General features: G+C 60.5%; 17 protein-coding genes. 2 read left to right on the top strand and 15 right to left on the bottom strand.

Annotated features, from left to right (window positions below; translation table 11 throughout):
- The first annotated feature begins 154 nt into the window (after nucleotides 1-154).
- Both ACQKOE_RS12985 and ACQKOE_RS12980 read left to right on the top strand, forming a co-directional pair.
- A complete protein-coding gene (locus ACQKOE_RS12985) occupies nucleotides 155-7,342 on the top strand; it encodes a sacsin N-terminal ATP-binding-like domain-containing protein (RefSeq protein WP_427513162.1) in 7,188 nt (2,395 codons plus the stop codon).
- Nucleotides 7,281-10,016, top strand: a complete 2,736-nt coding sequence (locus ACQKOE_RS12980; RefSeq protein WP_427513161.1) for a DEAD/DEAH box helicase — start codon at nucleotides 7,281-7,283, stop codon at nucleotides 10,014-10,016. Before ACQKOE_RS12985 ends, ACQKOE_RS12980 begins: the two co-directional genes overlap by 62 nt.
- A 34-nt stretch (nucleotides 10,017-10,050) precedes the next feature.
- Here ACQKOE_RS12980 and ACQKOE_RS12975 read toward each other — a convergent pair whose 3' ends face one another.
- The 15 genes from ACQKOE_RS12975 to ACQKOE_RS12905 all read right to left on the bottom strand — a co-directional run bounded on the left by ACQKOE_RS12975 (nucleotide 10,051) and on the right by ACQKOE_RS12905 (nucleotide 24,277).
- Complete coding sequence (locus ACQKOE_RS12975) at nucleotides 10,051-10,728, bottom strand: hypothetical protein (protein ID WP_427513160.1); 678 nt, start codon at nucleotides 10,726-10,728, stop codon at nucleotides 10,051-10,053.
- Nucleotides 10,729-10,737: 9 nt separating this feature from the next.
- On the bottom strand, nucleotides 10,738-12,138 hold the full coding sequence (locus ACQKOE_RS12970) for a hypothetical protein (RefSeq protein ID WP_427513159.1): 1,401 nt from the start codon (nucleotides 12,136-12,138) through the stop codon (nucleotides 10,738-10,740).
- Nucleotides 12,135-12,995, bottom strand: coding sequence for a tail fiber domain-containing protein (locus ACQKOE_RS12965; protein ID WP_427513158.1), 861 nt, complete (start codon nucleotides 12,993-12,995; stop codon nucleotides 12,135-12,137). Before ACQKOE_RS12965 ends, ACQKOE_RS12970 begins: the two co-directional genes overlap by 4 nt.
- A complete protein-coding gene (locus tag ACQKOE_RS12960) occupies nucleotides 12,995-14,536 on the bottom strand; it encodes a hypothetical protein (RefSeq protein ID WP_427513157.1) in 1,542 nt (513 codons plus the stop codon). Before ACQKOE_RS12960 ends, ACQKOE_RS12965 begins: the two co-directional genes overlap by 1 nt.
- Nucleotides 14,536-14,820, bottom strand: a complete 285-nt coding sequence (locus ACQKOE_RS12955; RefSeq protein WP_427513156.1) for a hypothetical protein — start codon at nucleotides 14,818-14,820, stop codon at nucleotides 14,536-14,538. Before ACQKOE_RS12955 ends, ACQKOE_RS12960 begins: the two co-directional genes overlap by 1 nt.
- On the bottom strand, nucleotides 14,817-15,128 hold the full coding sequence (locus ACQKOE_RS12950) for a hypothetical protein (RefSeq protein ID WP_427513155.1): 312 nt from the start codon (nucleotides 15,126-15,128) through the stop codon (nucleotides 14,817-14,819). Before ACQKOE_RS12950 ends, ACQKOE_RS12955 begins: the two co-directional genes overlap by 4 nt.
- A 55-nt stretch (nucleotides 15,129-15,183) precedes the next feature.
- Nucleotides 15,184-15,378, bottom strand: a complete 195-nt coding sequence (locus ACQKOE_RS12945) for a hypothetical protein (protein WP_427513154.1) — start codon at nucleotides 15,376-15,378, stop codon at nucleotides 15,184-15,186.
- Nucleotides 15,379-15,452: 74 nt separating this feature from the next.
- Complete coding sequence (locus tag ACQKOE_RS12940) at nucleotides 15,453-15,992, bottom strand: TIGR02594 family protein (RefSeq protein ID WP_427513153.1); 540 nt, start codon at nucleotides 15,990-15,992, stop codon at nucleotides 15,453-15,455.
- Nucleotides 15,993-16,012: 20 nt separating this feature from the next.
- Nucleotides 16,013-16,228, bottom strand: coding sequence for a hypothetical protein (locus tag ACQKOE_RS12935; RefSeq protein ID WP_069309505.1), 216 nt, complete (start codon nucleotides 16,226-16,228; stop codon nucleotides 16,013-16,015).
- An 8-nt stretch (nucleotides 16,229-16,236) separates the two neighbouring features.
- Nucleotides 16,237-16,818, bottom strand: coding sequence for a hypothetical protein (locus ACQKOE_RS12930; RefSeq protein ID WP_427513152.1), 582 nt, complete (start codon nucleotides 16,816-16,818; stop codon nucleotides 16,237-16,239).
- Between the two features lie 13 nt (nucleotides 16,819-16,831).
- Complete coding sequence (locus ACQKOE_RS12925) at nucleotides 16,832-17,731, bottom strand: hypothetical protein (RefSeq protein WP_427513151.1); 900 nt, start codon at nucleotides 17,729-17,731, stop codon at nucleotides 16,832-16,834.
- 8 nt (nucleotides 17,732-17,739) lie between these two features.
- On the bottom strand, nucleotides 17,740-18,828 hold the full coding sequence (locus ACQKOE_RS12920; protein WP_427513150.1) for a hypothetical protein: 1,089 nt from the start codon (nucleotides 18,826-18,828) through the stop codon (nucleotides 17,740-17,742).
- Nucleotides 18,829-18,849: 21 nt separating this feature from the next.
- A complete protein-coding gene (locus ACQKOE_RS12915; RefSeq protein WP_427513149.1) occupies nucleotides 18,850-19,743 on the bottom strand; it encodes a hypothetical protein in 894 nt (297 codons plus the stop codon).
- Complete coding sequence (locus ACQKOE_RS12910) at nucleotides 19,740-23,933, bottom strand: phage tail length tape measure family protein (RefSeq protein WP_427513148.1); 4,194 nt, start codon at nucleotides 23,931-23,933, stop codon at nucleotides 19,740-19,742. The genes ACQKOE_RS12915 and ACQKOE_RS12910 overlap by 4 nt, the downstream gene beginning before the upstream one ends.
- Nucleotides 23,930-24,277, bottom strand: coding sequence for a phage tail assembly chaperone (locus ACQKOE_RS12905; RefSeq protein ID WP_427513147.1), 348 nt, complete (start codon nucleotides 24,275-24,277; stop codon nucleotides 23,930-23,932). The genes ACQKOE_RS12910 and ACQKOE_RS12905 overlap by 4 nt, the downstream gene beginning before the upstream one ends.
- Nucleotides 24,278-24,311 lie beyond the last annotated feature (34 nt).

The following is a 24,311-nucleotide window of genomic DNA, read 5'->3' as shown; positions in this document are numbered from 1 at the left end:
CTGAACAGCAAAAAAAAATTTGAATAAACTTAAGATCCGAAACGACTATCGTCGTAAATTGAATAGGCAACGAACTTGTCGAAATCCACTGACCGAGATCGCGCAGAGAGAAAAACAACCTTGTTAATGGGGATTAAGCGCGTGGAGGTCACAGGTGGCTGATTTAAGTGTGGCCGATATTCAAATCAAGTCTAGTGGTTTAGTCCATTCGGCGGAAAGCGATATTCTTCGACTGCAGCAGATCCTTCGTGAGGGATATGCCTCGGGCTTTACGATCTTTAAGGAGCTACTCCAGAACGCCGAAGACGCGAGTGCTCGCCGGATGGTCGTGGCCGGTCACGCTGGGTTCGCTGAAGCGACTAACCCACTTCTGCGAACCCCTGGGCTGATTGTCGCAAATGATGGCCCCGTCCTTGCCCGGCATATGGACGCGATCACCCGCGCCAGCGGTGGGAGCAAAGCGGATGAACGATCGGCAGTAGGGCGGTTCGGTCTAGGACAAAAATCAGTCTATCATCTGTGCGACGCATTCATTGCGCTTGGCCGGGTGGAGGATCGCGATGGCCGACCACAAACGCTGATCATGAACCCATGGGAACAGGTTGCTGAAGCCAATGCGGCACATAGCGACTGGCCTCAAATTTCTGCCACCGAAGCGAAGATGCTACTCGATAAGGCAGCGGCACTCGGCATGGAACGGGGCATGGCGCTGTTCCTGCCGCTGCGCACCCCACATCTGCGTCCCGGGGCTGCTCTGTGCCTGTCAGATACGAACTGGCACCCCGACGGCGCGATCTCAGATATCCTCGATGGTGAGGAATTAGCCGCGACATTGTGCTGCCTCCGCAATCTGGAGAGCGTGGAGATCATGCCAGTCGCGGGCGAGGTGCGCAGGATCTCCCTGCGTAGCGGTGCTCGGCGCTTATCTGGCCCGGGTGTGGAGAGCGGGGCCCCGAGCATTGACGGTAGCGTCGAGGGAGTTGGCTTCGAGCTCTCGTTCAGCGGACGCCAGCAATGGAAGCATGATGGACAAGCGGCGCGACTGTTGACGGCCGATGGATGGGACAAGGTGTTCGACATCCACGGTAAGCTCATTCCGCCCAAGGCGAATCCGCATGGTGCAGTAATCCTGTGCCGATCTGCTGCCCGTGAAGGTATAGGCCACTTGCGGTTGCGCCACGCTGTTTACTTGCCGCTAGGTGAACCTCTGTTTGCCGAACCACTCGAACGCGGAACGGACAATATCGATCTGCTCGTGCACGGCTATTTCTTTGTGTCGAGCGACCGGCGAAAACTGCGTGAAGACGATCATATCGAAACCCGTTGGAACCAGGCGCTCCGCCGCGAGGCGGCGCTGCCGCTGCTGCTCGATGCGATTGCAGATACCTTGCCCAGCTTACCCAGCGATGCAGAGCGTCATGCGCTGATCCGAGCATTACAGCGTACGCGATGGTGGAATGAGCACCGTGTGGAAGCTTGCCAGGGAAAGGCTTTTGCCCGGTGCTGGCCGGGCGACAAGGCGGAAAGCTGGCGGGTTTGCGCCGGTGAGTCGCTTCGTCCGGTGCCGAGAGGCGATGCAACCTCGATTGCCCGACTCAAGGCCGCTTTTCCTAGACTCGAGGAGTGGTGCAGCGAAAACGGCATCGTTTTGGCGTTCGGCACGGTTTTGGCTGATGCTGATCCACACTGGCCTGATGCGCAGCTCGCTGACCTGGTGCGCCTCGCCGGCCCAGCTACCTTCCAAAAAGGGCAGATCGCCGAAACGCTGGCGACAGTGTTCGAGGGCGCGCAGCCTGGCGAAGCAACACGGATGGCGTTGGTCGAAACTTGCCGCAGCGCCATCGCCATGGTTGAGCAAAATTTCGCTACTGCTGAGAAGCTAAGGCCGCTTGTCCGACGCCTCCCGCAGGATCGCATCTTTGTTCTTCCGCCGAGCGTAGAAAATCGTGAGCTCCTAAACGCATTGGCTGCCGCTGGAGGTAGCATTCCGGTTAAAGCTGCATGGTCGGACCAGGGTGGGGTGATGTCCCGGCAATTGGGGCTGAACGAAACAATCGAACTGTTGACCGCCGCCGAACCCTTTTTGTCATCTCGAGGAACCGTAGCGCAGGAAGCTTCGACGCTGATATCGCATCTCTTGAGAAACGGTCCATCGCTCGACGCATTGGCGGCGGATCGTCGGGGTAGCGAATTGCAGGTTATTCCGGCGCGCATGATGCAAGCCGAAGAGGAAGTGCGGCTATCTTTGGGCGCCATCGCGGGATTGAAGCGCAAGGGTTTGCTGTTCGATGCGGCACCAAATCGGGAGCTGGTCGTGCTTGCTGGCGCAGTCCTGTCACCCCCAATTTACCGTGTTACATTGAAGGATGGCGGTTTGGGGGATTTGGCATCGGCCAAGAAGGCCGATTGCCTCCTGGCAGCCTTGCGGCAGGTTGAACGCTTCGGGGATCCTGGCAAGTGTGGCGAGCTTGCTGAACTGCTCGGTGCTGATGCTCCACGCGAGGAGTTACGGCGCCTTGTTGCGCGAGATCAGGCTGTGCCTTCGCACGTCAATCTGATCGAGCTCGATGAGCTCGGTGGGATACTCGATGATCTAGTCTTGGCGCTGTTGCAGGACAGGGAAGATCGCCTCGTAGCTTCCGCGACTGCTGCGGAATTGAAAAAGGCATTGCGCGATCACATTGGCCTGCGACGGATCGATCTTGCCGAATTAGGCGCGTGGCTTCGCGATGCGCAGTGTGCCGGCACCATGCCGCCGATGGACGACACCAAGGCTATGGCATTGCTCAAGTCAGGGATCGATGACGCTATTTTGAAATCGCTGCCCTTGCACCGATCCGACCAGCATGGCCCCCTTCTTCCGGCCACTGATCTGTTCAGTGGTCGTGTTTCGGATGTTGCACCTGCGCTGTTGCCATTTACCCGTCTGGTCGAGCTTTGGGGCGATCCTTTAGCCGCGGCGGTTCAAAACAGGCTTATCGGGCGCTGGGGGCCTGAAGCCGCCATCCGCACAGCATTGTCCGCGCCGAATCCCCATCAGTTCACCTCGGAAATTGCTGCAGCATTGAGCAAAATCGAGCAACTGCCTGATGATCTGATAGAAAATCTTCAGGAGACCGCCTGGATTGCTGCGGGCGGGAATGCTTGGGCACCGACCAAAGTACTCGACCTGCCTCTGGATGCTGAACATGCGCTTGAGGAACTAATTATCGACCAAGGCGGACTTCTGTTCGCCAGCATGCTTCCAGGCTCCCTTCGCGAAGAAAGTGTGCAGCGGCACTTGGCGAGGCTAAGACCCGATCGATCCCAGTCATTTCTCCTTGCCGCCCGCCTTGCCGCTGACCACGGAGCCACCGGCCTTTGCTTTGATGTCGTCGAGCACCTAGATGAGCTAGCGAAGCTGGCGGCATCGAATGTTGGCCTTGAGGCAGAAGCGTGGCCTCTGATCTCTGCGGCTCTTCGCGACGGCGTGGCCAATGAGGTCATTGCGGGAATGGCGGAAGTTTTGATCGCGCCCTCTCTTGCCGACACCGTTGCTCAAATGAATGCAATGGCTGCTCTGGGCGGGCTCGGCACGAATGCCGAAGCAGCACGGCGCCTTTACCGCTCAACATTTGCCCGAAATCTGCGTGCTTTGACGCATGCCTCCAGCTATCTTCCTCCCGATCTCCTTGTGCCGACCGAAGTAGGTGCATTCAGCAGGGCAGACAGGGTTGCGCTAGGTGCAGCAGGCATCGACCCTGCGACGCTCCTCGCACACGATTATGCGGGCAAACTGGAACAGCCCGACGATCAAAAGACAGAAACCACTCCAGTCAGTAAGTCTGCGAAGGCGGACTGGCTCGAGAGTATCGAGCGCGCCTTCACTCCACTCAGCCAGTACGATGTGCATGATGGGATTCTGCTAGCTCTGGCGATGCTTGGTCGTGATGACAGGATCCAGTCGCTCGCAGCCAGATGGGAAGGTCAGCGATCATTCCACCGCATTTGCGATGATCTCGACAATTTGGCCGACGAAAACCGTGGATTGACCCGTGCCAATTTGGACCGGCTTGCTGAACTGCGTTTCGCAGTCGAGCTACCGGAACAGGGGCTAGTTACAGTGAGGTCAGCTGCTGGCACGGACTGCACCGTTCCGCTGTCTGGCAAAGACGATGCGCTGCTGCTGGATTGTATCCAGAGAGGAATTGAGCGCGACGAATATGGCTATCGACACGTCTATGACCTCGTGATCGGACCGGTATCGCCATCCGATGAAGCCGAGGCGCGGCTGTTGTTGGATCAGTTCGTCAAAAAACTAGCTCCGGCTCTCATGCTAGGCTTCGAACGTCACAAGACGGCATTGTCGGAGCTCTTGGACAGCTATTTTACAAGCGATCAGCGCACGCTCGCAGACACCTGTGAAGAATTGCAGGAGGTGCTTCATGATCGCCTGGCTGGTATCAAGGCCGGGCCCGTAATGCGCGCGGCATTGAATGATTATCATCGCGACGCACCACGCGACCGGGACAAGGCGCGCAACGCTCTTTGGGCAGCCGCGCAGTCGGACGACGGGGCGAGAGAGCTTCTCGAAGCCACCCGCCAGAAGATCGATGAGATGGGCTATGCTCCGCATCGCGTGGTTTTCGAACTGTACCAGAATGCTGTCGATGCCCAGGCGCAATGGCACGGTATAGGACGCTTCCGGGTAGAAGCGATCTACAATGACGATCAAATGATCACTTGTTTGCGAGTGATCCATTGGGGGCGCCCCATCAATCAACCAGGGAGTGATCCACGCAAGGCAGAGGAAGAAGGGCACCGACGGGACCTTTCGAATATGCTCGCCATCAATCACTCTGCCAAAGATGGAGATCGGGTAACCGGTCGCTTCGGCCTTGGATTCAAGACCGTGCATATGCTCGCCGACGAAGTTCGCCTGGCCAGCGGAGGCATAGCTATCCGGATCTTGGGAGGGATGATCCCTGCCGATTGGGCAGGGGGAAGCAGGACGGTCACCCCATTCCATGACAAGGGGCGCAAAGCGACCCTCATCGAACTTCCGGTTGCTCCGGGCCGATCAGAAGATGCGCTTGAGGCATGGGAAGCGTTTCGGGATGCGGCTCCCTTCTTGGCGGCACTCGGTCAGGAAGCATCCATCGAGGTGGTGGCTCCAGACGGTGAGACCGTGTTCCGACATGAGGAGCATCCTCTAGTCGATGGCGTCAGTTGGCTGAAAATCGATGCTACTCGCCACGTATTGCGCTTCGATTTAGGGAGCGATTTCCGGCTCTTTCTGCCCTTCGGACGTAATGGGCCCTACTCGTTTCCGCATGATGTGCCGCAGTTTTGGCACCTTGTCCCGCTCGTTGGTGAACGTCGCCGGGGGGCCTGGCTTCTGGAAGGCCGCTTTCCGGTTGATCCGGGGCGGACCCAATTGTCTGGCACGGCCGATGAGAAGGATAGCCGATTTGCCCGGCTTGGCATTGCTCTTGGGCCACGGCTCATCGCTTTTTACGACCATTGTCTTGCTGACTGGTCAAGCTTCGCGCGAGCGACAGGTCTCGATCCGGAAGGACGGGGCAATTTTTGGCTCAAGCTGGTGCAGCTTTTTGCACAAGATCTGGCAAGCCAGGGGTCCGAACAGTCACTACACAAGTCAGGCCAAGGGCTTGCGAGGCTATGGGCGGAGCGCCCCGTGGTGCCGCTGGCTTTCGGCGGTGCAACGCGCGCGGCTGATGTCAAATGGCGCTTGTCGGGAGCGCTTGCCGATCGCGATGCTCAAGCTGCGATCTCGAATTTGCTCGCCGAAGTGGAATTCAAGAATGCAGTTGTCACCGAGGAAACAGGGCAGCTTCTGAAAGCTGTCGGGCTGCCTTCGGGTCAACGACTGGATGTCGTCACCTTGGCCGAAAACCTTGCTGGAGCCGAGGGCATAGATCCTGGGCTGGCGGAACGCATTTCCTGTCTTTGCGAGGAAGCAGTTTCGCAGGCGATGACCGGTGAGGAACAATCAGAATTCCGCAAGTTACTGCGTGAGCGGTTCTGGCTTGCCGAAGATGGAAGTTGGCAGCAGATCCGTCTTCTAGCGTTTCCGCTGGGCGACAACGATGAACAAGGCCGGGCTGCATTCGCTCCACCTTCGGGCCGGCTTTCATCAGAGTACGTAGGCGCCGCCTTTGAGCTCGCTGCCTTCGCCCGTGAACAGGCAGGTCAGCTACCCATCGCCAAATGGGCTGAGACTGCCGGTGACAGCGCCGCACGCCAGCAAGCCTTCATTCGTTATCTGGTCGGTGCGGATGATCGGACTGTCGCTCTATTGGCGAGCGCGGCAAAGTGGCTTCCCAATGTCGACGAACTCGCCAACTCCCCTCTGCTGGCCGGGCTGAGGCAAGACGAGAAGAACCGGTTGCTCGCCAAACTAGGGTATTCATTCGGCCTCCCTTCAACACCGGTCGATCCAATCAGCCCCTGGCAACCTGACGCTGCGCAGGCGCTCTCAAGGATCGCACAATGGTGGCGTGACAATCATGGGGATTTGCGGGCTGCCTATGATCGAGCGGTGTATCCTGAAGATTTTGCCTCAGAAGCCCTCGTTGACGGAGATAAGCCCGCCTGGTTCACCATGCTTTCCCTCGCAACCTTCCAGACACTGGGGAGGATTAAGCCGTCTCAATCCCGGCAGTTTGTTACCAAGGCAATCCAAGAAGGCTGGTGGCACGAACTCGCGACGATCGACCCTTGTGACGAGGAGCTGAGGCCTTTTGTCGAGCGCCTCCGAGCCTGGAGCGATCCAGATGCCGATGAAAACTACCTGATGTGGCGCAGATGCCTTCCTGATCTGTGCATGATCGCGCGGCATCTCGAAAGCTACCAGAGACTATTCCGCAAATTGCCCGCGGTGATTGCCCAAGAGGGTGACGTGAGCCTGCGCGGACATTTGCGACCGGCATTCTCTCACGTCGCCGCTCGTATGGGCATTGAAGCAGCCCCTCTAGCAAGATCGCTTGGCATTGGTGCGAACTGGCTTGTGCGCGAATTGGGCCGCAAAGGTATCTATTCGCAGGCGCAATTCGAGCTGATCATGCCTTATGGCTGGAGCGCGGCGGAACGGGTCCGCCGCCTCGCTTACACGCTCGGCATGGGCCAGTTTGAGCGTGGCATCGACGAGGGACGCGCCCTTTATGGAGCGGTAGAGCGTCGCATTGGTGATGCCGCTCATTTCGATGGCGATGGTGATTTGCCATTGCACGTGATCACACTTGCCAAGCACCGCGATGACCTCGTGTCGATCCTTCACGATGCAGACGTCGACGAATGGCCAGACAACAATTGGGACGATGCAGAAGATGACGATGCCTGAAAGATTGGCCGCTGACGCAAAAGTGACTCACCCACGCCACGGCGTGGGGCAAGTTATTGCCGATACGGGAGAATTCGTCGTTGCTCGTTTCGGCGCGACGATCCAGCAGGTTCTTCGCACAGAACTGACGCTTGCTCGGTCGCTAGATCAAGCGCTGTCGACCGGGACATTTGACGACAGTGCCGAGGCTTTGATGCGCGCCAGCGCCATGGCAATCCGGTCCGTTAACGATCAGTGGGGGGTATTTTCTCGATCACGCGTCCAGCTGCTCCCGCATCAACTCTGGGTCTGTCACAAGGTTAACCGAACTTTCCCGTTCCGCTGGTTGGTGGCCGATGACGTGGGGTTGGGCAAAACGATCGAGGCTGGTCTGGTGCTCATGCCTCTGGTTGCTCGGGCGCAAATTCGTCGCCTGCTGGTATTGGCACCAGCAAAGCTAGTGCCTCAATGGCAGAAACGCCTGCGGCAGATGTTTGATATCCGCCTGCAGGTCTACGATCGCTCCGTTGATACACCTGCTGTGGATTTCTGGGATACGGCAAACATGGTGGTCGCGTCGGTCCACACACTGCGCCGGGAAGTCGCAGACGGACGGGCTGAAGGCAGCCGGTTTCTTGCGGCCGATCCTTGGGACGCGGTCGTGGTCGATGAGGCGCATCATTTGCACGCGGATGAACGCACGGGAGAGACCCTTTCCTTTCAGCTCCTTCGCGCGCTGGAGGAACGGCACAGAATCCGTTCTCTTCTTCTGTTCACGGGCACACCACATCGGGGCAAGGACTTCGGCTTTCTGTCATTGCTGAGCCTCCTCGATCCGGATCAGTTCGGACCTGAGCATGACATCGACGAGCAACTGGCCAAGCTTCCAGATGTGATGATCCGTAATAACAAGGCGACCGTTACCGATCTCAAAGGCAACCGCCTTTTCACGCCGGTCACAGTGCAAACAAGGGAGTACGCCTTTAGCGCTGCGGAAAGCGCATTCTACGAAACGTTAAGTGCCTTCATCATCGATGGGCGAGCATATGCATCGACCCTCGATGGGCGGGCCCAATCCGCAAGGATGCTCTTACTCATTGCACTGCAGAAGCTAGCGGCGAGTTCGATTGCTGCGATCCGAAGCGCTTTGACCAAACGCCGCGCGAAACTGGCAGATGTTGCTGAGCAGGCTCGTACACCTTCGGTAGCCATAACGGAGGGTGATGACGACGAGACATTGGATGACCGTGCCCGGGCAGATGAAGAGGCGTGGGGCAAGATGCTCGCCGAACTGATGGAGGGCGAGATCGCTCGGCTGGATGAGCTGCTTGAGTTGGCTGAACCCATTCAGCATGAGCGCAAAATCGAGCGACTGGTCGACCTGATCGAGATCGATTTGCCCACCGGCGAGCCAGTGCTGCTCTTCACCGAATACAAAGCAACCCAGGCTCTCGTCGTTGATGCCCTGCATGCTCGATTTGGTCACGGTTGCTGCGGCTTCATCAACGGTGATGAACGCTTGGACGAAGTCACCAAGGCGGACGGTTCGCGGGGCCCGAAAAGTTGGTCGCGCGATGCGGCAGCGGAAGCCTTCAACCAAGGCACGATCCGCTTTCTGGTTTCAACCGAGGCAGCGGGCGAAGGGATCGATCTTCAGGAGCGCTGCGCGACGCTCATTCATGTCGACATGCCCTGGAATCCCATGCGGCTTCATCAGCGTGTCGGCCGCTTGTCGCGCTACGGTCAGACAAGGCCGGTTCAAGTGTTCATACTGAGGAACCCAGACACGGTGGAGGCGCGCATTTGGGACCTCCTGAACGCCAAGCTCGAGCGAATCCAGCGCACCTTGGACGAGGCAATGGATGAGCGAGAAGACATCAGCCAGCTCGTCATTGGCATGACTGGTCCAAACGCTTTTGAGAAGATTTTTGCTGTAGGCCAGACCCAGCCGCGAGAAAGCCTTGATCGGTGGTTCGACCGGGAATCTGCTACGATTGGCGGAGAAGACCTAGTCGATAAGGTCAAGACCATGCTTGGCAATGTCACTCGCTTCGACTTCGCCCAAGTTGGAAGAAATCTTCCGCAGGTTGATCTGCCTGATCTCGAGAGATTCTTCTCGATGATGATGGAGTCGAAGGGGCGACGCGTGTTCCGGCGAGACGAAGGCTTAGACGTTCTGACACCCGAGAAATGGGCCGATGAAGATTACGCCATGCAGGATCGATACAAGGGGCTGCTGTTCGATCGTAATGCTCGCTTGGCCGCCGGCGAAGGCCCAACCCGTCTTGTTGGCGTGGGTCACACACTTTTCGACCGAGCGCTGAAGGAAGGGGAAAGCCTGCAATCAGCATTGGCGACCTGCATGCGATTAACCGCGCCACTGCTTATAGCCTCGGTAGAGGATCAGGTCACTGGCCAGGACCACTCGGTTACCCGAATTATTCTGGGTGCTTGGCGCGATAGTGCAGCTCAAATTCATGTTCTTCGGGACTGGGAGGTGCTCCAACTGTTGAATACGTTAGGTCGCTCGGACGCGTTGGGGCCGCCTGGAGTTGATATCTCGCAGATGCAGGCCTTAGAAGTGGATCTCATAGAAGCAATGTCGCAGAGTTTGCAGACCGTTGCCGACATGATGACCCGGCCGGGCATCCGTAGCGAGATAATGCTTTTGCCGGATCAAGACGCAATTAAGTAACCTCGCGACCAAATTGTTATTAGAAATTGCCCTCTTAGATCGTGGTTTCACCGTAGTAGGCCAGAATCAACTCTGTTTCCGCGATGCTAAGATCGGGCATCTGGCACGCCGCTGCATTGATCTGCGGGATCGCCACCGATGCGCCATCCCCACCAAACAAATCAACAATCGCCCTAAGCCCGGCCTCGTAGTCCGCAAAAGACAAAATGGTCACAGCGGCGCTATCCAGCCATTCCGCCTGCGACCTATAGAAACTGAGATTGCCTGCCCTTGGCCGGGATAGGCCGCCCGGGACAGAAGGCGGCGGCAATGCCGCAAGGATGTCGAGCGGCAGAATGCTGTCGATGACCGTGCGCAAATCTTGAGTAATTGCCTCGGGATCAGTTTCGAACCATCGCGGGTGCGGCTCGATACCGACAAACCGCTCTGGAAACAGCTGAATGAACGAGTTCGGTAGGCGGCGCTTGTGGAATTCTAACGCCGAATAGAACCTTTCAACAGGATCCCGCCAGAACGCATAAATGGCGGTTGGGGCGATCACCTCACCCGGGAACCGAGCCTCGGCCAAACGGATCGCTTCCGGCACCGTTGGATGCCGCCCCATCTCCCCAACCAGATCGACGCCTAGCGGTCCCAGCACGGCACGCGCAGTCTGTGACCCATTCTTTGGGACCCCGATAAACAAGGTTTTCCGGTCATGTGAAATGATCATTGGGACGCCTCAGATATTCGTCGCGGTGTTGCTGTAAGTGACCGCGCTGGCCGCATATCCTGGAATACCGCCGGTGAGCGTGCGCGCGACAAAACTGAACGCCCGATAGGTCAGGCCCCAATAGGAAGCCCCGATCGATGGCGACCATGCACTGTAAGTGACACCTTGGATTGAGCCATTGCCAGGCACAGACCAGGTGCCCATCTTGCTGCCATCTGGCGGAACTTTGACGATGGCGCCGCAGATATCGGTGTAGCCGTAAGGCGAGAAGTCGAGGGCAGAGTAGAAGGGAAAAACAATGAACGCGGAGGTGACCGCCAAACCACCAAAGCCGAACGAGTTGGCGTAATTGGTGGCCGTATCCAGGACCACTGATCGGGCGAGAAGCAGCGAACCGGCGCTGTCGAATTTGTAAATCGCAGCCGTGCCAAAGCCGCCCGAAAGGACCCAGACGTTGCCGGACGGATCAAGTTGCACCGACCCATCGGTGCCATAGGTTGTCGGAAGGGCAAGCTGCCACTGCACCGCCGCACCGGAGCTGATTTTGAGCAGCGACGGAGCCCCATTGATATTGGCGACCCAGTAGATGTTGTTGGCGCTGTCGAATGCGACTCCGTAGCCATAGTCATATGCCGTGCTGCCAATCGAACGCTGCCAACTCAGCGCAGGCGTTGCGGTCGAGATCACGGTGATGAGTGCGTCGTAGCCACCCGATGTCGAGGTCAGTGTGTAGCCGGATAGCGCCAGCAGGCCGCCGTCCGGGCTGACCGCAATTTGGGTCGCGACTTCGTCACTGGAGCCGCCGTTTGATCGCTGCCACTGCAGCGTTCCGAGGCTGTTGTATTTGGCAATGTACTGGTCGTATCCGCCCGAGCCGCCGCTCGAGTTGGTATAGCCCAGGACATAGACATTGCCTGATGCATCGACCGCAGCGTTGTACCAATATTCCTGGGCAGACCCGTTCAGGCTGCGTTGCCACTGGGTGGCGCCATTGGTGTCGAGCTTCGCCAAATAGGTGTAGTAGTTACTCGAGTAGAAGCCCCCGGCGAGGTAGACATTGCCACTGCTGTCAATGCAGCCGCCGCTGAAAAACGGGCCCGACAGCGACTTCGCCCAGAGCAGAGCGCCGTCTCGGCTCCATTTGAAGACGACCGTGCTGGCACATGCATAGACGTTGCCGCTGCTGTCGGTGCCAAGCATCCGGTAGTTGAAGGCCGACGCGCCGAGGCTCGCATGCCAGAAGCTTTCGCTGGACTTACCGTAAAGGCTGGACAGCGAAATTGGGCCCGAGGCCACGCCTGCTAGGCTGCGCACGGCCGCTTCCCCCAGTGAGGTCGTCGTGCCTGATATGCGGCCAAGCTCAGTTGCTACATTGCCGAGCGAAATCGCCCCTGAGGACTGGAGGGTCACGTTCTGCCCTCAAGGCGCTCGACCTTGCCAGCAAGGTCCTTCACGGCCTCAATCAGGACACCGACCAGATTGCCATAGGCAACCGAGAGCAGTCCATCATCGTGGGCGAGCACTGCCTCCGGGACGACTGCAGCCAGTTCCTGGGCAACTACGCCGACACCGCGCAGCCCAGTGTCATTTCGGGTAAAGGTGACCCCACGCATGCTGGCGACGAGATCCAGAGCGCCCGAGATGGTCCTGATGTCGCTCTTGATCGTTTCATCGGAATAGGCGGTAATGTCGCCGGTCGCGGTGATCGTCCCGCTCACTGAAATCGAGCCTGTGAAGCTCTCACCGGCCTTGTTGGCCGGGGTTAAACCGAGGGCTCCGGTCACATCTGAAGATGCGAGCGAAGCGCCGGTCGTGACCCGACCTTTGGCATCGACTGTGACTTTGGTGTAGGTTCCGGCGGTGACGCCTGAGTTCGCCAGCGTTGTCGCGAACGAGAGGGCCGCAGATCCGTCAAAGGCGACGCTGGTGCCGGTCACATCTCCGGTCAGCGCAATGGTACGCCCGGTCGCCCACTTGGTCGCTGTCGCGGCATTGCCAGTGCAGGATCCTGACGAGCCGGTGATCGATCCACTGCTTGTGATGTAGCCGCTGGGATTGGTCGAATTGTAGGGAGTAAAGCCGAGCGCAGTCGTCACCATGGCAGAGGTCAGATTGCCAAAGCCTACCTGCACGACGGTGCCGCCTGCGGTCTTCGAATAGAGTTTCTGGTCGGCCAGGTTGACCGCGAGTTCGCCCGCCTGAAGCGAAGCGGCCGCAGGGACGCTGGATGCGGTCGATGATCGTTTAAGCAGGATGGTGCTCGCCATCAGAAGGTTCCACCATCCAGCGTCACGCCATCGATCGAGCCACCGGTGATCGCGACGTTATTGGCCGCCTGCGTGGACATTGTGCCGAGGCCAGAGATATCGGTGTTGGGGATGGTGGCCGAGGCGGTGAATGCGGCAGTTCCGTTGCCCTTGATATAGCCGGTGAGCGTCGTCGCACCAGTGCCGCCCTTTGCCACGCCGAGCGTGCCGCCGAGGTTGCTGAGGGTCAGGTTGGCTTCGTTCACGTCCACGGTCGGATTGCCGGCAACGCCATCACCATTGGTGACAGCAATTTTGGTCGAGCCGGCCGCAATAGTCCGCCCCGCGAACGTGTCGGCAGCTGTGCGGGTAACGAGGCCGCTGGTAGCAAGGCTATGCAGCGCCAGCGCTTGACCGCTGAGGCCCACGCTGTCGGCTGCCACAGAGATGCCAGTTCCGGCACCCACATCAATCGTATTGCCAGTCTTGGTGAGACCCGCACCGGCAACGATCTGCCCGGCGCCGTTGAACTGGACAAAGGTGATCGCAGTCGTCCCGAGCGTGCCGCCCGCATCCACTGTGCACAGGAAGCCAACGTCTGCGTTCACCGTGCCCTGCTCAACGAACAGATAGGCTGCGACATGCTCTGCCCAGGTCGAGAGGTCTTCGGAACGAGCCCAGGCGCCGGCCGCCACGACATAGACACCATTTGCCGAAGTCGTCGTCTGGTCCTTCACGAGTACGCGGTCGCCGGCCGCGAGCGCTACGCCGTCGATCGTCATCGTCCCGGAGAGCGATGCGATGTTGGCCGTCGACGCCGCCTTGACCGAGGCCTTAGGGTCAAGACCTTGGACGGTAAGATCGACGTAGTTCTTGGTGGCAGCATCCTGCGCCGCTGTTGGATCAGCGAGACCCGTGATGCGCTGACTGTTTAGCGCAACGGCAGCCGTGGGGGCAGCCAACTGGTCGAGCCGGTTCGCCCGCACCCTGGCATCAGTGAAGTAGAGGTTGGTGCCTTCCGCAACATCGCTGGTCGAGAGCGTGATTGCGCCCGTCCGGCCAGCAACCGAAGTCACCGGGAACGTGATCGCAACATTACTGGCGGCCGTCACGCGCCCCTTGGCATCGACTGTGACCTGACCAACCTGCGTAGCCGAGCCATAACTGCCCGCTGTCACGCCCGAGCTGGCTAGGGTCAGCGCAATTCCCGCATTGGCCGAACCATCAAAGGTCGCAGACCCGGTGCCGTCACCCGTGATTGTGAAAGTGCGCGCTGTGGCCAGCTTGGTAGCCGTTCCTGCATTGCCATCAATCGAGCCCGAGATCGTCGAGCTGAAGGTCTTGGCTCCGGCGATGGTCTGGGCGCCAGTCGTTGCCACGAAAGCCCCCGAGCCGCCGATCGCGATGACCGAGGTCGCGGTGCCGCCAGCGCCGCCGGTGCCGGTGCCGTAATAGAGGGTGTTGTCCTGTTCGTTGAACGCGAGTTCAGCATTGGCAAGCGAAGCCGGAGCGCCGGCCGCACCGCCTGCAGCCCGCCGCTTGATGCGCAGGGTATTGGCCATCAGAAATTACCTCCGTCGACCAGTCTGGTCGCTTTCTCGTTGATCCATGTGTTGGTGGGGGATGAGTAGGTGAGGACGTCGCCGCCCTCGGGCGTGGCGAGATCGACATCGCTGAGATCGGTCAGCGCACTCAGCGGCCCGGGTGGACCCGGAGGCCCCTGTGGTCCGGTGAGCCCGCGTGGGCCGGAGATCCCGGCGTTCGAGACATCGAGGGTGATGCTCGTGCCGTCGCTCTCGACGAGGATGGTCTGGACCGCCTCGACGATTTGAAGCGCGGCCGTCATTCAACATCAAACGTGAGGGTCGGAAGGACCTCACGCTCCCCGCTGTCATTCTCAAAGCCCAGCGTCAGCCAGACCTTGCCAGCTCCGGGCGCAAGTGACGCAGTCTGCTCGTCGCTCCACAGCACTTCGATTTGCCCGCCCGAAGCTGGGGTCAGGATTGAAAGTGCGGGCGGCGCAATGTTCGGGCTCTGATCGATGACCATGAGCGTGAGCCCGGAAAGATCACGAGCTAGCCCCGCGCTCTGGTCGGCAAAAAAGGTGGCGCGCACGCGCTTGGTGCCGCCCCGGCGAATGGTCAGCCTGGTCATGCCTGCACCTGATTGGAAAGGAGAGTGGCGGGAGCCGCAGCTCCCGCCATTGAGGTCAACCGATGCGGGCAGTCGCCGTCTTGCGGAACAGAACGCCGCCGATACCGGTCAGCGCTAGGACCACAGTCAGGACGTCAGCCTGATCCAGCCCAGCGGGCAGGATACCGAGCGTACCGGCAAAGCCCCAGAGGCTGCCAATGACGCCGGTCCAGATAGCCTTCGAGGTCCACCAGGGTTTGAGATCTTCCATGTCACTTCTCCAATAAAAAACCCGCCAAAAGGCGGGCGGGATGATCCATCTGCAATGTGCAACGGATGGTTGGGTCAGGCTTCGTTGGTGGAGAGCGCACCGGTTGCTGCCAGTTCTACTGGCTTTGCTGTTGCGGGTGCAGCCTTGTAGACGGGACGGCGGACCGCGATGCAGCGATCCTTGGCAATGCGGGTGATGGTCACGCCGTCGGACTGGTTTCCGCCAAGCACATGAAAAGCCCCATAGTCGTCGCCGATGTAGAGCCCGACATGGCCGGAGACCTCACCACGCCGGAACACGAGCACATCGCCGAGCTGCGGCTTTGCGCTCCCGTCCTTGCCGAAGTTGACCCAGCTCCTCGCCCAAAGTGGCTGGCTTGGCAGCGCCTTTCCTGCACGCTTGGCGACGATGGCAGCGAAGAGGCCACACCAGGGGATCTCGTCATGGTTGTAGACCTTGGCGAGCCCCAGTTCCTTGGCCCAGCTGAGGATCACCGGATTATCGGCGGAGCCCTGCGCCTCGACAGTGCCGTAAAGCTTTCGGGCCTCCGCCACCATTTTGGGCAGAGGATGCAAGTCATCGAGCCAGCTATAGGCTGGCGGTAGCGGGTTCATGGGTTCTCTCCTTTGGGAGGTTAGCGGCCTGAGAAGCCTTTGAAGGCGGCAGTGATCACCGCGATCGCCGCAACCAGGGTCGATAGCCATTTGACGAAGCGCACAACGCCGGTGGCCGTGTTCCAGGCGTCAAGCAGGTCTTTCAGTTCCTTGCGCACGGCCTTGAGCTCCGCCTGGACGGCTTCGAGGTCAGCACGGATCAGTGCCATTTCCACGGCGGGGTCTTGTTCGGGCATGGGAGGTCTCAGCGGATCGAGCCGATGATGGCGATGTCACCGGGCGCGAGATCGACAGCGTGGCCCGGCATCGGATTGAAGTCGGTCTCCCGCTGGCGTGGGCCGGTGGCGTAGTGGACGAACAGCGCGGGCTCGCTTAGCACGTGAGGCTCAGTCAGCACCTCCAAACGGTACTGAACACCCGGCGACCGCTTCAATTTCTGCACCACGCAGCACAGCGTGAAGTCGTCGTGGAAGTGGCGGGTGAACTCGCCGGCAGGCAGATAACCGCCGCCGTTCTCGACGTTGTGGCAGCCGGGCGTCCAGGCTTGCGTGATAGGGCCATCCGGCCCTTCGAACACGTATTCGGCCCATCCGTTGATGCAGATCGACACATGCTCGCACAGGGTCCAAGCGACACCAGCCTCGTGCATCTCGGCGATGGTGGCATTGAGACGGGGCGGCACAAAGTCCAGCATCGGCCAAAGCCTCCACGAGTTTGCTGGCCGGCGAAAAGTGAAGTCGTTCTTGAACACCCCGTAGTTGATCTCGAGGTCGTCGTTGATCGCGATCACCTCGTCGGTGACCGTCGGCCTGCGATCTGCCTGCATGTCCTGTTTTCCTCTAGCTGACCGTGACCGAGACAACCTCGCGCACAACATGGCTGCCGGACTGGCCGCCCGATGTGCTGATCGCGGCGCCACCCTGGGTCGCGGAGAGGTTGAACGTGTCGGTCGCGGCGTTGACGACGAAGTAGGTTGTGTTGGCGAAGATTCCGGCCGGAAGCGCTCCGGAGGTCGTGAACTGGACCCGCTTGCCGTTTGTCAGTCCGTGACCTGCTGAAGTGACCGTCGCCGGAGTGGCGATGGTGATCGTGGCGGTGCGCGGCAGCATGCAGGCAAAGACGTTGCCGCTCAGCGTACCGTTGGCTTGATAAGCTGTGATCGGGTTCTTGTAGCCGTAGCGCGTGCCAGAGCCCGAGCCTGTGAAGCTGAGCGCCGCCCCGCCGGGAGTGGCCGCGATCTTGAACGCGCTCGCACTGACCACCGACTGGACATAGTAGATGGTGAACGCAGTCAGTCCGCTGGGCATGCCGCCGCTGCAATAGAACTGGATCGGATCGCCGACTGCAAGCCCATGCGACGTCCAGTTGATAGTGTTGGTTGGCGATGGACTGAAGGTGATCCCGGTGACGTAGGTCGCCCAGGAAACCGAGCCTGCGCTCAAGAGATAGACCGTACCGTTGATGCGCAAACGGCTGGGCTCGGGCGTCAAACCGTATCCGTCGAGACCGATCAGCGTCCGCGACGAAGCGGCGTAAAAATCATACTCATGGGCAATCGCGCGGATAACGCGACCTTGCCAAGTGGCAGGCATGAAAGCCCCGCCACCAAGTGACGTGAAATAACCGCCATCAGCGCCATACTGTTCTCCGGCGCTGTATTTGTCGCCCCACGAGTAGTAGTTGACGGGCAGATCGATCTGCCGCTCGTCGCCTCCTGATCCGAGTAAGACCCCAAGCACGCCGGACATCAGCTAATCCCCGTGCCGGAAACGAACCAGACGTTGGCTTCGACCTTGATCAGCGTGGCCAGGCCGCGCACGGCGAGCGTCCTGTTGCCCGTGCTGGTGGTGCCGGCTTGGCAGAGGGTCACGCCGGAACCCTGCGCGATCGTGATGGCAGCGCCGCCATTGTTGACGATGGTGACGGTTGTTCCGAGCGGGAAGCCGACAGTGCCATTTGGGGGCACAGTGATGGTCTGGGCTGCGGAATTGAGCGAATAGATGTGCTTGCCATTGTCAGCCGCGACCAGCTGGTAGGACGCGCTCTGGGTATTCTGAGGTACTTCGCGAAAACCGATCGCCCAGGCCGAACCGCCCGCATCATTGACGGAGGAGCCGCTGGCCGCACCCGAGATCGTCTTGTTGGAAAGCGTCTGGCTATCTGTCGTCCCGACAACTGCACCGGTGGGAACCGACCTGCCGGACCAGGAGGCGAGATTGGCGCTATAACCCTGGACATCACTGCCGATGACCAGCCCCAGATTGCTGCGAGCGGTTGGCGCATCGGGTGCGCCGGTTCCGCCATTGGCCACGGCTACCGTGCCCGTAATTTTGCCGCCGGACAGTGAGGTTAGCCAGGCGGGATCTGCATAGGAGCTGGTGGTAAGCACGGCATTGCCGGAAACCGAAGGCGCGGAGAGCGCCACAGTCCAGGATGCTATCGTGCCACTGCCACCCACCATCGCCACATTCACGACGAGCGCACCAGTGCCGCTGGTGTAGGCGGTGATTTGGCCATGCATCCAGTTGGTCGGCGTCGCCGTGCTGGTTATGGTCACCCATTGGCCAACGACGAAGGCCTTCCCAGTCTGGACGGTCAGGGATTTGGAGCCGGTGCCGATGGCGAGCGAGGTGGTGCTGGTGGCGCTGGTGCCCGGCGCGTTGACCGCCGTTGAGGCGCTGGCGGCCGCGTTGGTCGCGTAACCGTTGACCTCGACCGCCAGAGCATTGGCTTCGGTGCCGAAGGTCGGCAGCGCGCCGAGGAAGGCGTCCGCACGCGCAGAGAAGTTCGCCGCGTCCGTCCGGGACGGCGGCGTGGGCAATGCTGTGATAGGCATGAAATTACCCCTCGGGGTGGATCAGGTGAGCCCTTCGATGGTCAGGCTGCAGTAGCTGACCGTCGGATAGGCAAGGTCGATCGAGAATTCTTTGTAGAAGCCGTAGACGGTGAGGCTCTCGAAGCTCTCCGAACCGATCCACAGGACCGGGCTTGCCCGCAGCGCGGCAAGGTTGCGGTGGACATCGTCAATGGCGCTGGTCTGCATGACCACTCGGGCGGTCATGCGCTTGGCAAAGGCGCGCTCGACCACCGATGTCACCCCGAACTGGTCGGTCTCCTTTCGGGAGTAGTCGATGATCCCGATGTCCGCGCCATGCTCGGTATCGCCAATCGTAAACTGGCGGCCGACCAGCAGCGTGCCGCAGGAGACGATATCTGCCGGGTTGTCGCGGGCAACGGTGACAGTGAGGACGCCTGCCTCGTAGACCGGTACATCGAGGAACAGCAGGCTGGATTTGCGGCCAACCGGCTCGAAGAACCAGCTGAACCAGTTGTCGATGGCGGTGCCGCCGACATTGAAGCTCTGAGACTTCGAATAAAGCTGCGTGCCGGAAACCGTGAGCGAGACGGTCGCGCTTTCGGCATCGGTATCAATCAGCGCCACACCGTCGGTTGCGCCGGGCGCGAGAACCACCTGCAAGTTACTGGTGCGGGTTGTGGCCGTACCCACGCGCGCATCGAACATGGCCCAGCGGTTTGTCGGTCCGAGATCCAGCCATTTGGTCGGATCGCTCGCCGGGTTTACGCCGGTGGAAGCTGCCAAGGCCTCATACTTGCGATGCGTCGAGGTCAGGATGACCCGGGCACCAACTGCATAGGCCGTGCCTGAACTCCACACCGCGTAGTCGTTCTCGGGCGCAGTGCTGCTGGTGAGCATCGCATCCGTCAGCGTGGTCGGACGGATGAGCTTCATGCCGCCGTCCTCACCGCCAGCGCGTCGCCATCCGGCGTCACCCGCTCAAGGATACGAGCGGTCTTGCTCGTGCCCGAGGCAATAGTTGCCGACGCAATCCGCTGCTCGTCGCGCAGATCCGAGAGCTCCTGTTTGAGTGCTGCGAGCCCATCGATCAGCACGGTCGCGCTGTCATTGGCGGCAGACGTCGCTGTCGCGGTCTGGGTACTCGCAAACTGCTCCCACCAACTGGGTGAAGTTGAAGCAGCGGCCGCAGCGGTTGCCGTGTCTGTGCTGAGACCCGCCATGGCATTGATGATCGCCACAGTCTGCTCAAGGCTGGCCGCCGTCTGGCCCTGAATGCGGGCCAGATCCTGCGCCGAGGTCGCAGCATCAGCGGCAACAGTCAAAAGGTTCTGACTGAGGCCCGGGAGCGACTTGGCCGCCTCCTGATCACCGGCTCGTGCCGCAAGGGTTGCCGCATTGAACTCGGTGAGCGCTTGGGCGTAGCTCTTGGTCCCGCCATCCATGGTTCCGCGGATACGCGCGACCTCGGAAAGCAGGCTGTCGGTGATCTGGCTCCATGCTGAGCGGAGTTTCTCCGCAGCGGCGGCCGCTTCATCGGCCGCCTTTTGCTGATCCTGGAGCGCCCAGATCTGCTGCTGCAGCGCCTGGTTGGACGCATCAAGCTGAGCCAGATCCAACGCCCGTAGCGCAGCCGTATCGCCCTGCAACTCAAGCAGTTGGCGTTCGAGCGACAGGCGTTCGTCCGCAATGGCGGCCGCACTTGCCGCATCCTGCGCCGCGCCAATCACTTCGGCAAAGGCCGGCGCAAGCTGGATCAGCGCAACATAAGCTGCGCGGCCCGCCTCGGTGGTGAGATCCTGCGCCTCGACCAGCGCTCGGAAACCCGTGATGCTGTCAGGCAGGGTCAGGCCAAGGCTCTCGAAGATCTTAGCCACCTGCGCCGTCCGGGCAGCTGCCTGTTCAGCCTTGGTGTAGAACAGCGAGAAATAGTCACCGGTGGCGGAGGCCATGTCGCTAGCCGAGCCGAACAGGTCAAAGAGGTTCACCTTAGCCGAGAGTGAAAGCCCCTCAACCGAGGTGCCCAGCAGGCTCAGCGACGAGGTTACCGCCTCGATGCTGGAAGCCACACGGACCAGCGTTTCGAAGTAGCCTTCGCCGACCTTCTGGAACTGCTCGAGGCCGGGCACGGCATAGCGGGCGAGATTGTCGGCGGCCGCACCGAAGATCGCGGTCAGCTTCTCCTGGATCTGGTCACCGGTCAGGCCCTTCAGATCAATCTTGCCGATGTCGATGACGAAGCCGTTTAACCGTGCCTGTACCTCGTCGAGCGAGAGGCCCAGCGGGCCTGCCGCTGCCGAGATGGCGTCGTAGAAGCCCAGGAAGATAAGGCCAAACTGCTGCTCCAGTTCCGCGCTCGCCGCAGAATACTGGGTCGAATAGCTTGAGCCGACGCTGATCCCGAAGAACTTCTTCGTCTTCTTGATGTCGGAGTAATAGCTCGCATCGAAGCCGCCCGAGAGGATCGAGCCTAGCGACTGCGCTCCGCCATAGATGCCCTGACCGACAATGCTGGTTTTGGTGCCGAAAAGCGCATTGACGATGCTACCAAGCACCTTGCCAAGGCCGCCGAGCAGCTTGACGCCAAGAAACCCTATCGCCGCGCCAATAGGCCCGGCGATAGCCATGCCAATGCCTGCACCAATCAGCGATCCGGTCTTGGAGCCCACGAAGTTCGAGACGCTGGTCAGCACTGAGGTGGTCGCGCCCAGCAGGCCCGTCAGCTTTGTGCCGGTCTGAACTCCCGCTGCCGAAGCTTCGATCCCGCCGGTGCGGATGATGAGGTTGGTGAGCCCGCCGATATTGGCCTCGATGTTCTTCAAGGCGGCCAGCATGGCAGCCGAGTATCGCATGGTCAGGGTATCGACCTCGCGCAGGTGATCGAGTGACTTGGCGATGCTCTCGGACTTGGCGCTGGCATCGCCGAAGACAGTCCCGGTCCCTTCATTGGCTGCGGGCAGCTTCTGCGAGCCGCCGAATGCACCGCCGATCGCAACACCCAGCGAGGCGATGACACCGGCCGTGATGGCGCCTGCGGCAATGTTGAGCGGGAACGGCAGCGAGCGGATCGCGTTCACCACTGCTTCGACCGCCTTGATGCCGGTCGTGATGATCGAGTTGCCCTGTTCGACCCCGGCACGTGCCGTGTCGGAGGCGGCCATGGCGGTATCGCTGGTGACCTTGGCCGCGGTCTGCGCGCCGATGAGCCCGATTTTCACCGCTGCATTCTTGATGGCGATGGCCAGTTCGAAAGCGCGGAACACCTTCTCGGCGGCGAGCAGCGCTTTGTAGCCGTCGGAACCCTCCTTGAAGAACCCCTTCGCGGCCGAAGCGAGGTTGCCATAGTGGTTGATTTCGGCCGAGGCCTGCGCGGTGCGTGCATCGGCATACTGGAACGAGGTCTTGCCGTATTCGCGTTCCGCATCGGCCACGCGCTTGGCGGCAGCTACCTGCTCGGAGGCAAAGCGGGTGATCTCGACAGTGATGCCGCCGATAGCACCGCCGACCGAGCCGAATGCATCGGCCATGCCGCGCGCGGCTTGTTCGGTTGCCGAAACCATATCCTCGAGGCTCTTGAGATAGTCCTCCTGGCCCTTCTGCGCGAAATCCGCCTCGATGAGCGCTGTCTTGGCGGCCCGGTATCGCTCCCAGGCGGCGGCCCCGCGCTCGAGGACGATCTGCTCTTTCTCGGCTTCCAGATTGGCGAGCGCCTGCGCCTTGGTCGACTTGTCCAGCATCGCGACCTGCAGTTCGAGCGGGGCAACGCTGTTGCGGATGAACTCTTTCTCAGCCTGCGCCTTGGTTGCCTGCTCCCAGGCTTCGCCAGCCTGTAGGATGGCAAGACGAGCTTCGTCGGTCGGGGCTTTCAGGGCCGCCATCGCGACTTCCATGCGCTTGATCTCAATCGGGGTCTTGCCGATCTTGGCCGTCTCGATCTCGAGATTGCGGGCAAAGTCTTGGGCTGCCTTGAGCGCCTTTTCTGCCTCGGTCGTCTTGGGACCTTTGGCAGCCTTGTCGGTCTTGTCGCCGCGGATTTCGTCCGCCTTCGCAGCGAGCCGCGCCTTGGCCGCCGCGATGGTATTCTCGCGCCACTTGGCCGAGAAGCTGCCCATCATCGACATGGCATCGCCAAAGGCAGAGGCGAATTCGCCGCGCACCTGGGCGCCCATGCGCGAAGTGGAACCAGCAAAGCTGTTTTCCATGCGTGGCAGAGCAACGCTCTCGATCCGCGAGATCGAGGAGAGGCCGACCCGGTCGAGCAGCGGGTTCACGCGGTCGACCAGCCAGTTGATCGCGGCGATCGCCTTGTTTGCCATGAATTCGACGCCGCTGATCGTCAGGTTTGCAGCGCCAACGGCAGCCTCGCTGATCACACCCGGCAGCGATGACCAGATAATCTTGATCGCGTTGAACCCGCCGACCCAGCCTGCATAGATGAAAGCGATGGCGTATTTGCTCACCTGCATCACGGCATCGAAAGCGGTCACCGCCCAGTCCGTGAGGGTCGAGAACACCGAGCCGAGACTGAGCCCGTCGGAAACGGTCTTCCAGAGACCCTTCATGGTGTCGCCGACGGTGATCCCGACTGGGCCCAGCTTCTCCATCTCCTTCTTGGTGAGACCGAGGCTCTGGGCGTATTTGTCGAGCTCGCCGGTCTGCTTGACGCTCGACTGGAACATCTTGAATGCGCCGAAGGCCAGAGCGGCAGCGGCCGCTGCAGCCAGCAGATAGGGATTGGTGAGCGCGGCAGCGGCCGAACTTGCCGCGAGACCCACCAGCGCCCGCGCCATGCCGCCGATCCCGACACCGGCCTGCATGGCGATCTGCCCGATCTGGCTACCCTGCTGCATGAACACGGTCATCGGCTTCTGTCCGGAGAACAGGCCGACCACCATGTCATTGAGCTGATAGACGAGGTTCTGGACGTGATGCCCGGCAAGCTTTGCCGAGCCGCCCATGCGGGTAACTCCGCCGCCGCCAACTGCGTTCAGCGCTTTGTCTGCCCGGGCAGCGGAGTCCGCGACATCGCCCATCGCGCCTGCCACCGTGCGCTTCATGTCGGCCATCTCCTTTTGGAGACGCGCGACATTGGTGATCATCTCAATCTCGAGGGTTCCTGCCTTCACGGCTGTTCTCCCTTCGACAGCATCATCGCCCGGAAGGCATTGGTGACCTTCCGGGAGACTTCATCCCGGTTGAGGCTGGAGGTGGCCGTCCAGGGCGGCGGACAGTCAGGTTCGCGGGCGCGGACGGTTTCTGCGACGAACTCGACTGATAGGCGGCGCAGCAGTCTGACGACCCACGGCGGCAGGTCATGCCCCATGCAGTGCTGCCAGTGTTCAATGGAGCCCCATGAGACGGGCACTGCGCCCATCGCGCCGGGATCAGTCGGTCCGACTTCCATCAGCCAGTCGATTACCCATGGGGTGCGAATTGTTGGGAAATCAGGGGCTATGTCATCGATCGTCATCCGCTGCAGCCGGGTCAGCGGCTCAGCGTCAGTG

It is taken from the genome of Novosphingobium sp. NPDC080210 (assembly GCF_050281025.1).
In the GTDB taxonomy this organism is placed as follows: Bacteria; Pseudomonadota; Alphaproteobacteria; order Sphingomonadales; family Sphingomonadaceae; genus Novosphingobium.
The sequence above is the reverse complement of the archived record's forward strand: the minus strand, read 5'-3'. Positions and strand labels throughout refer to the sequence as shown.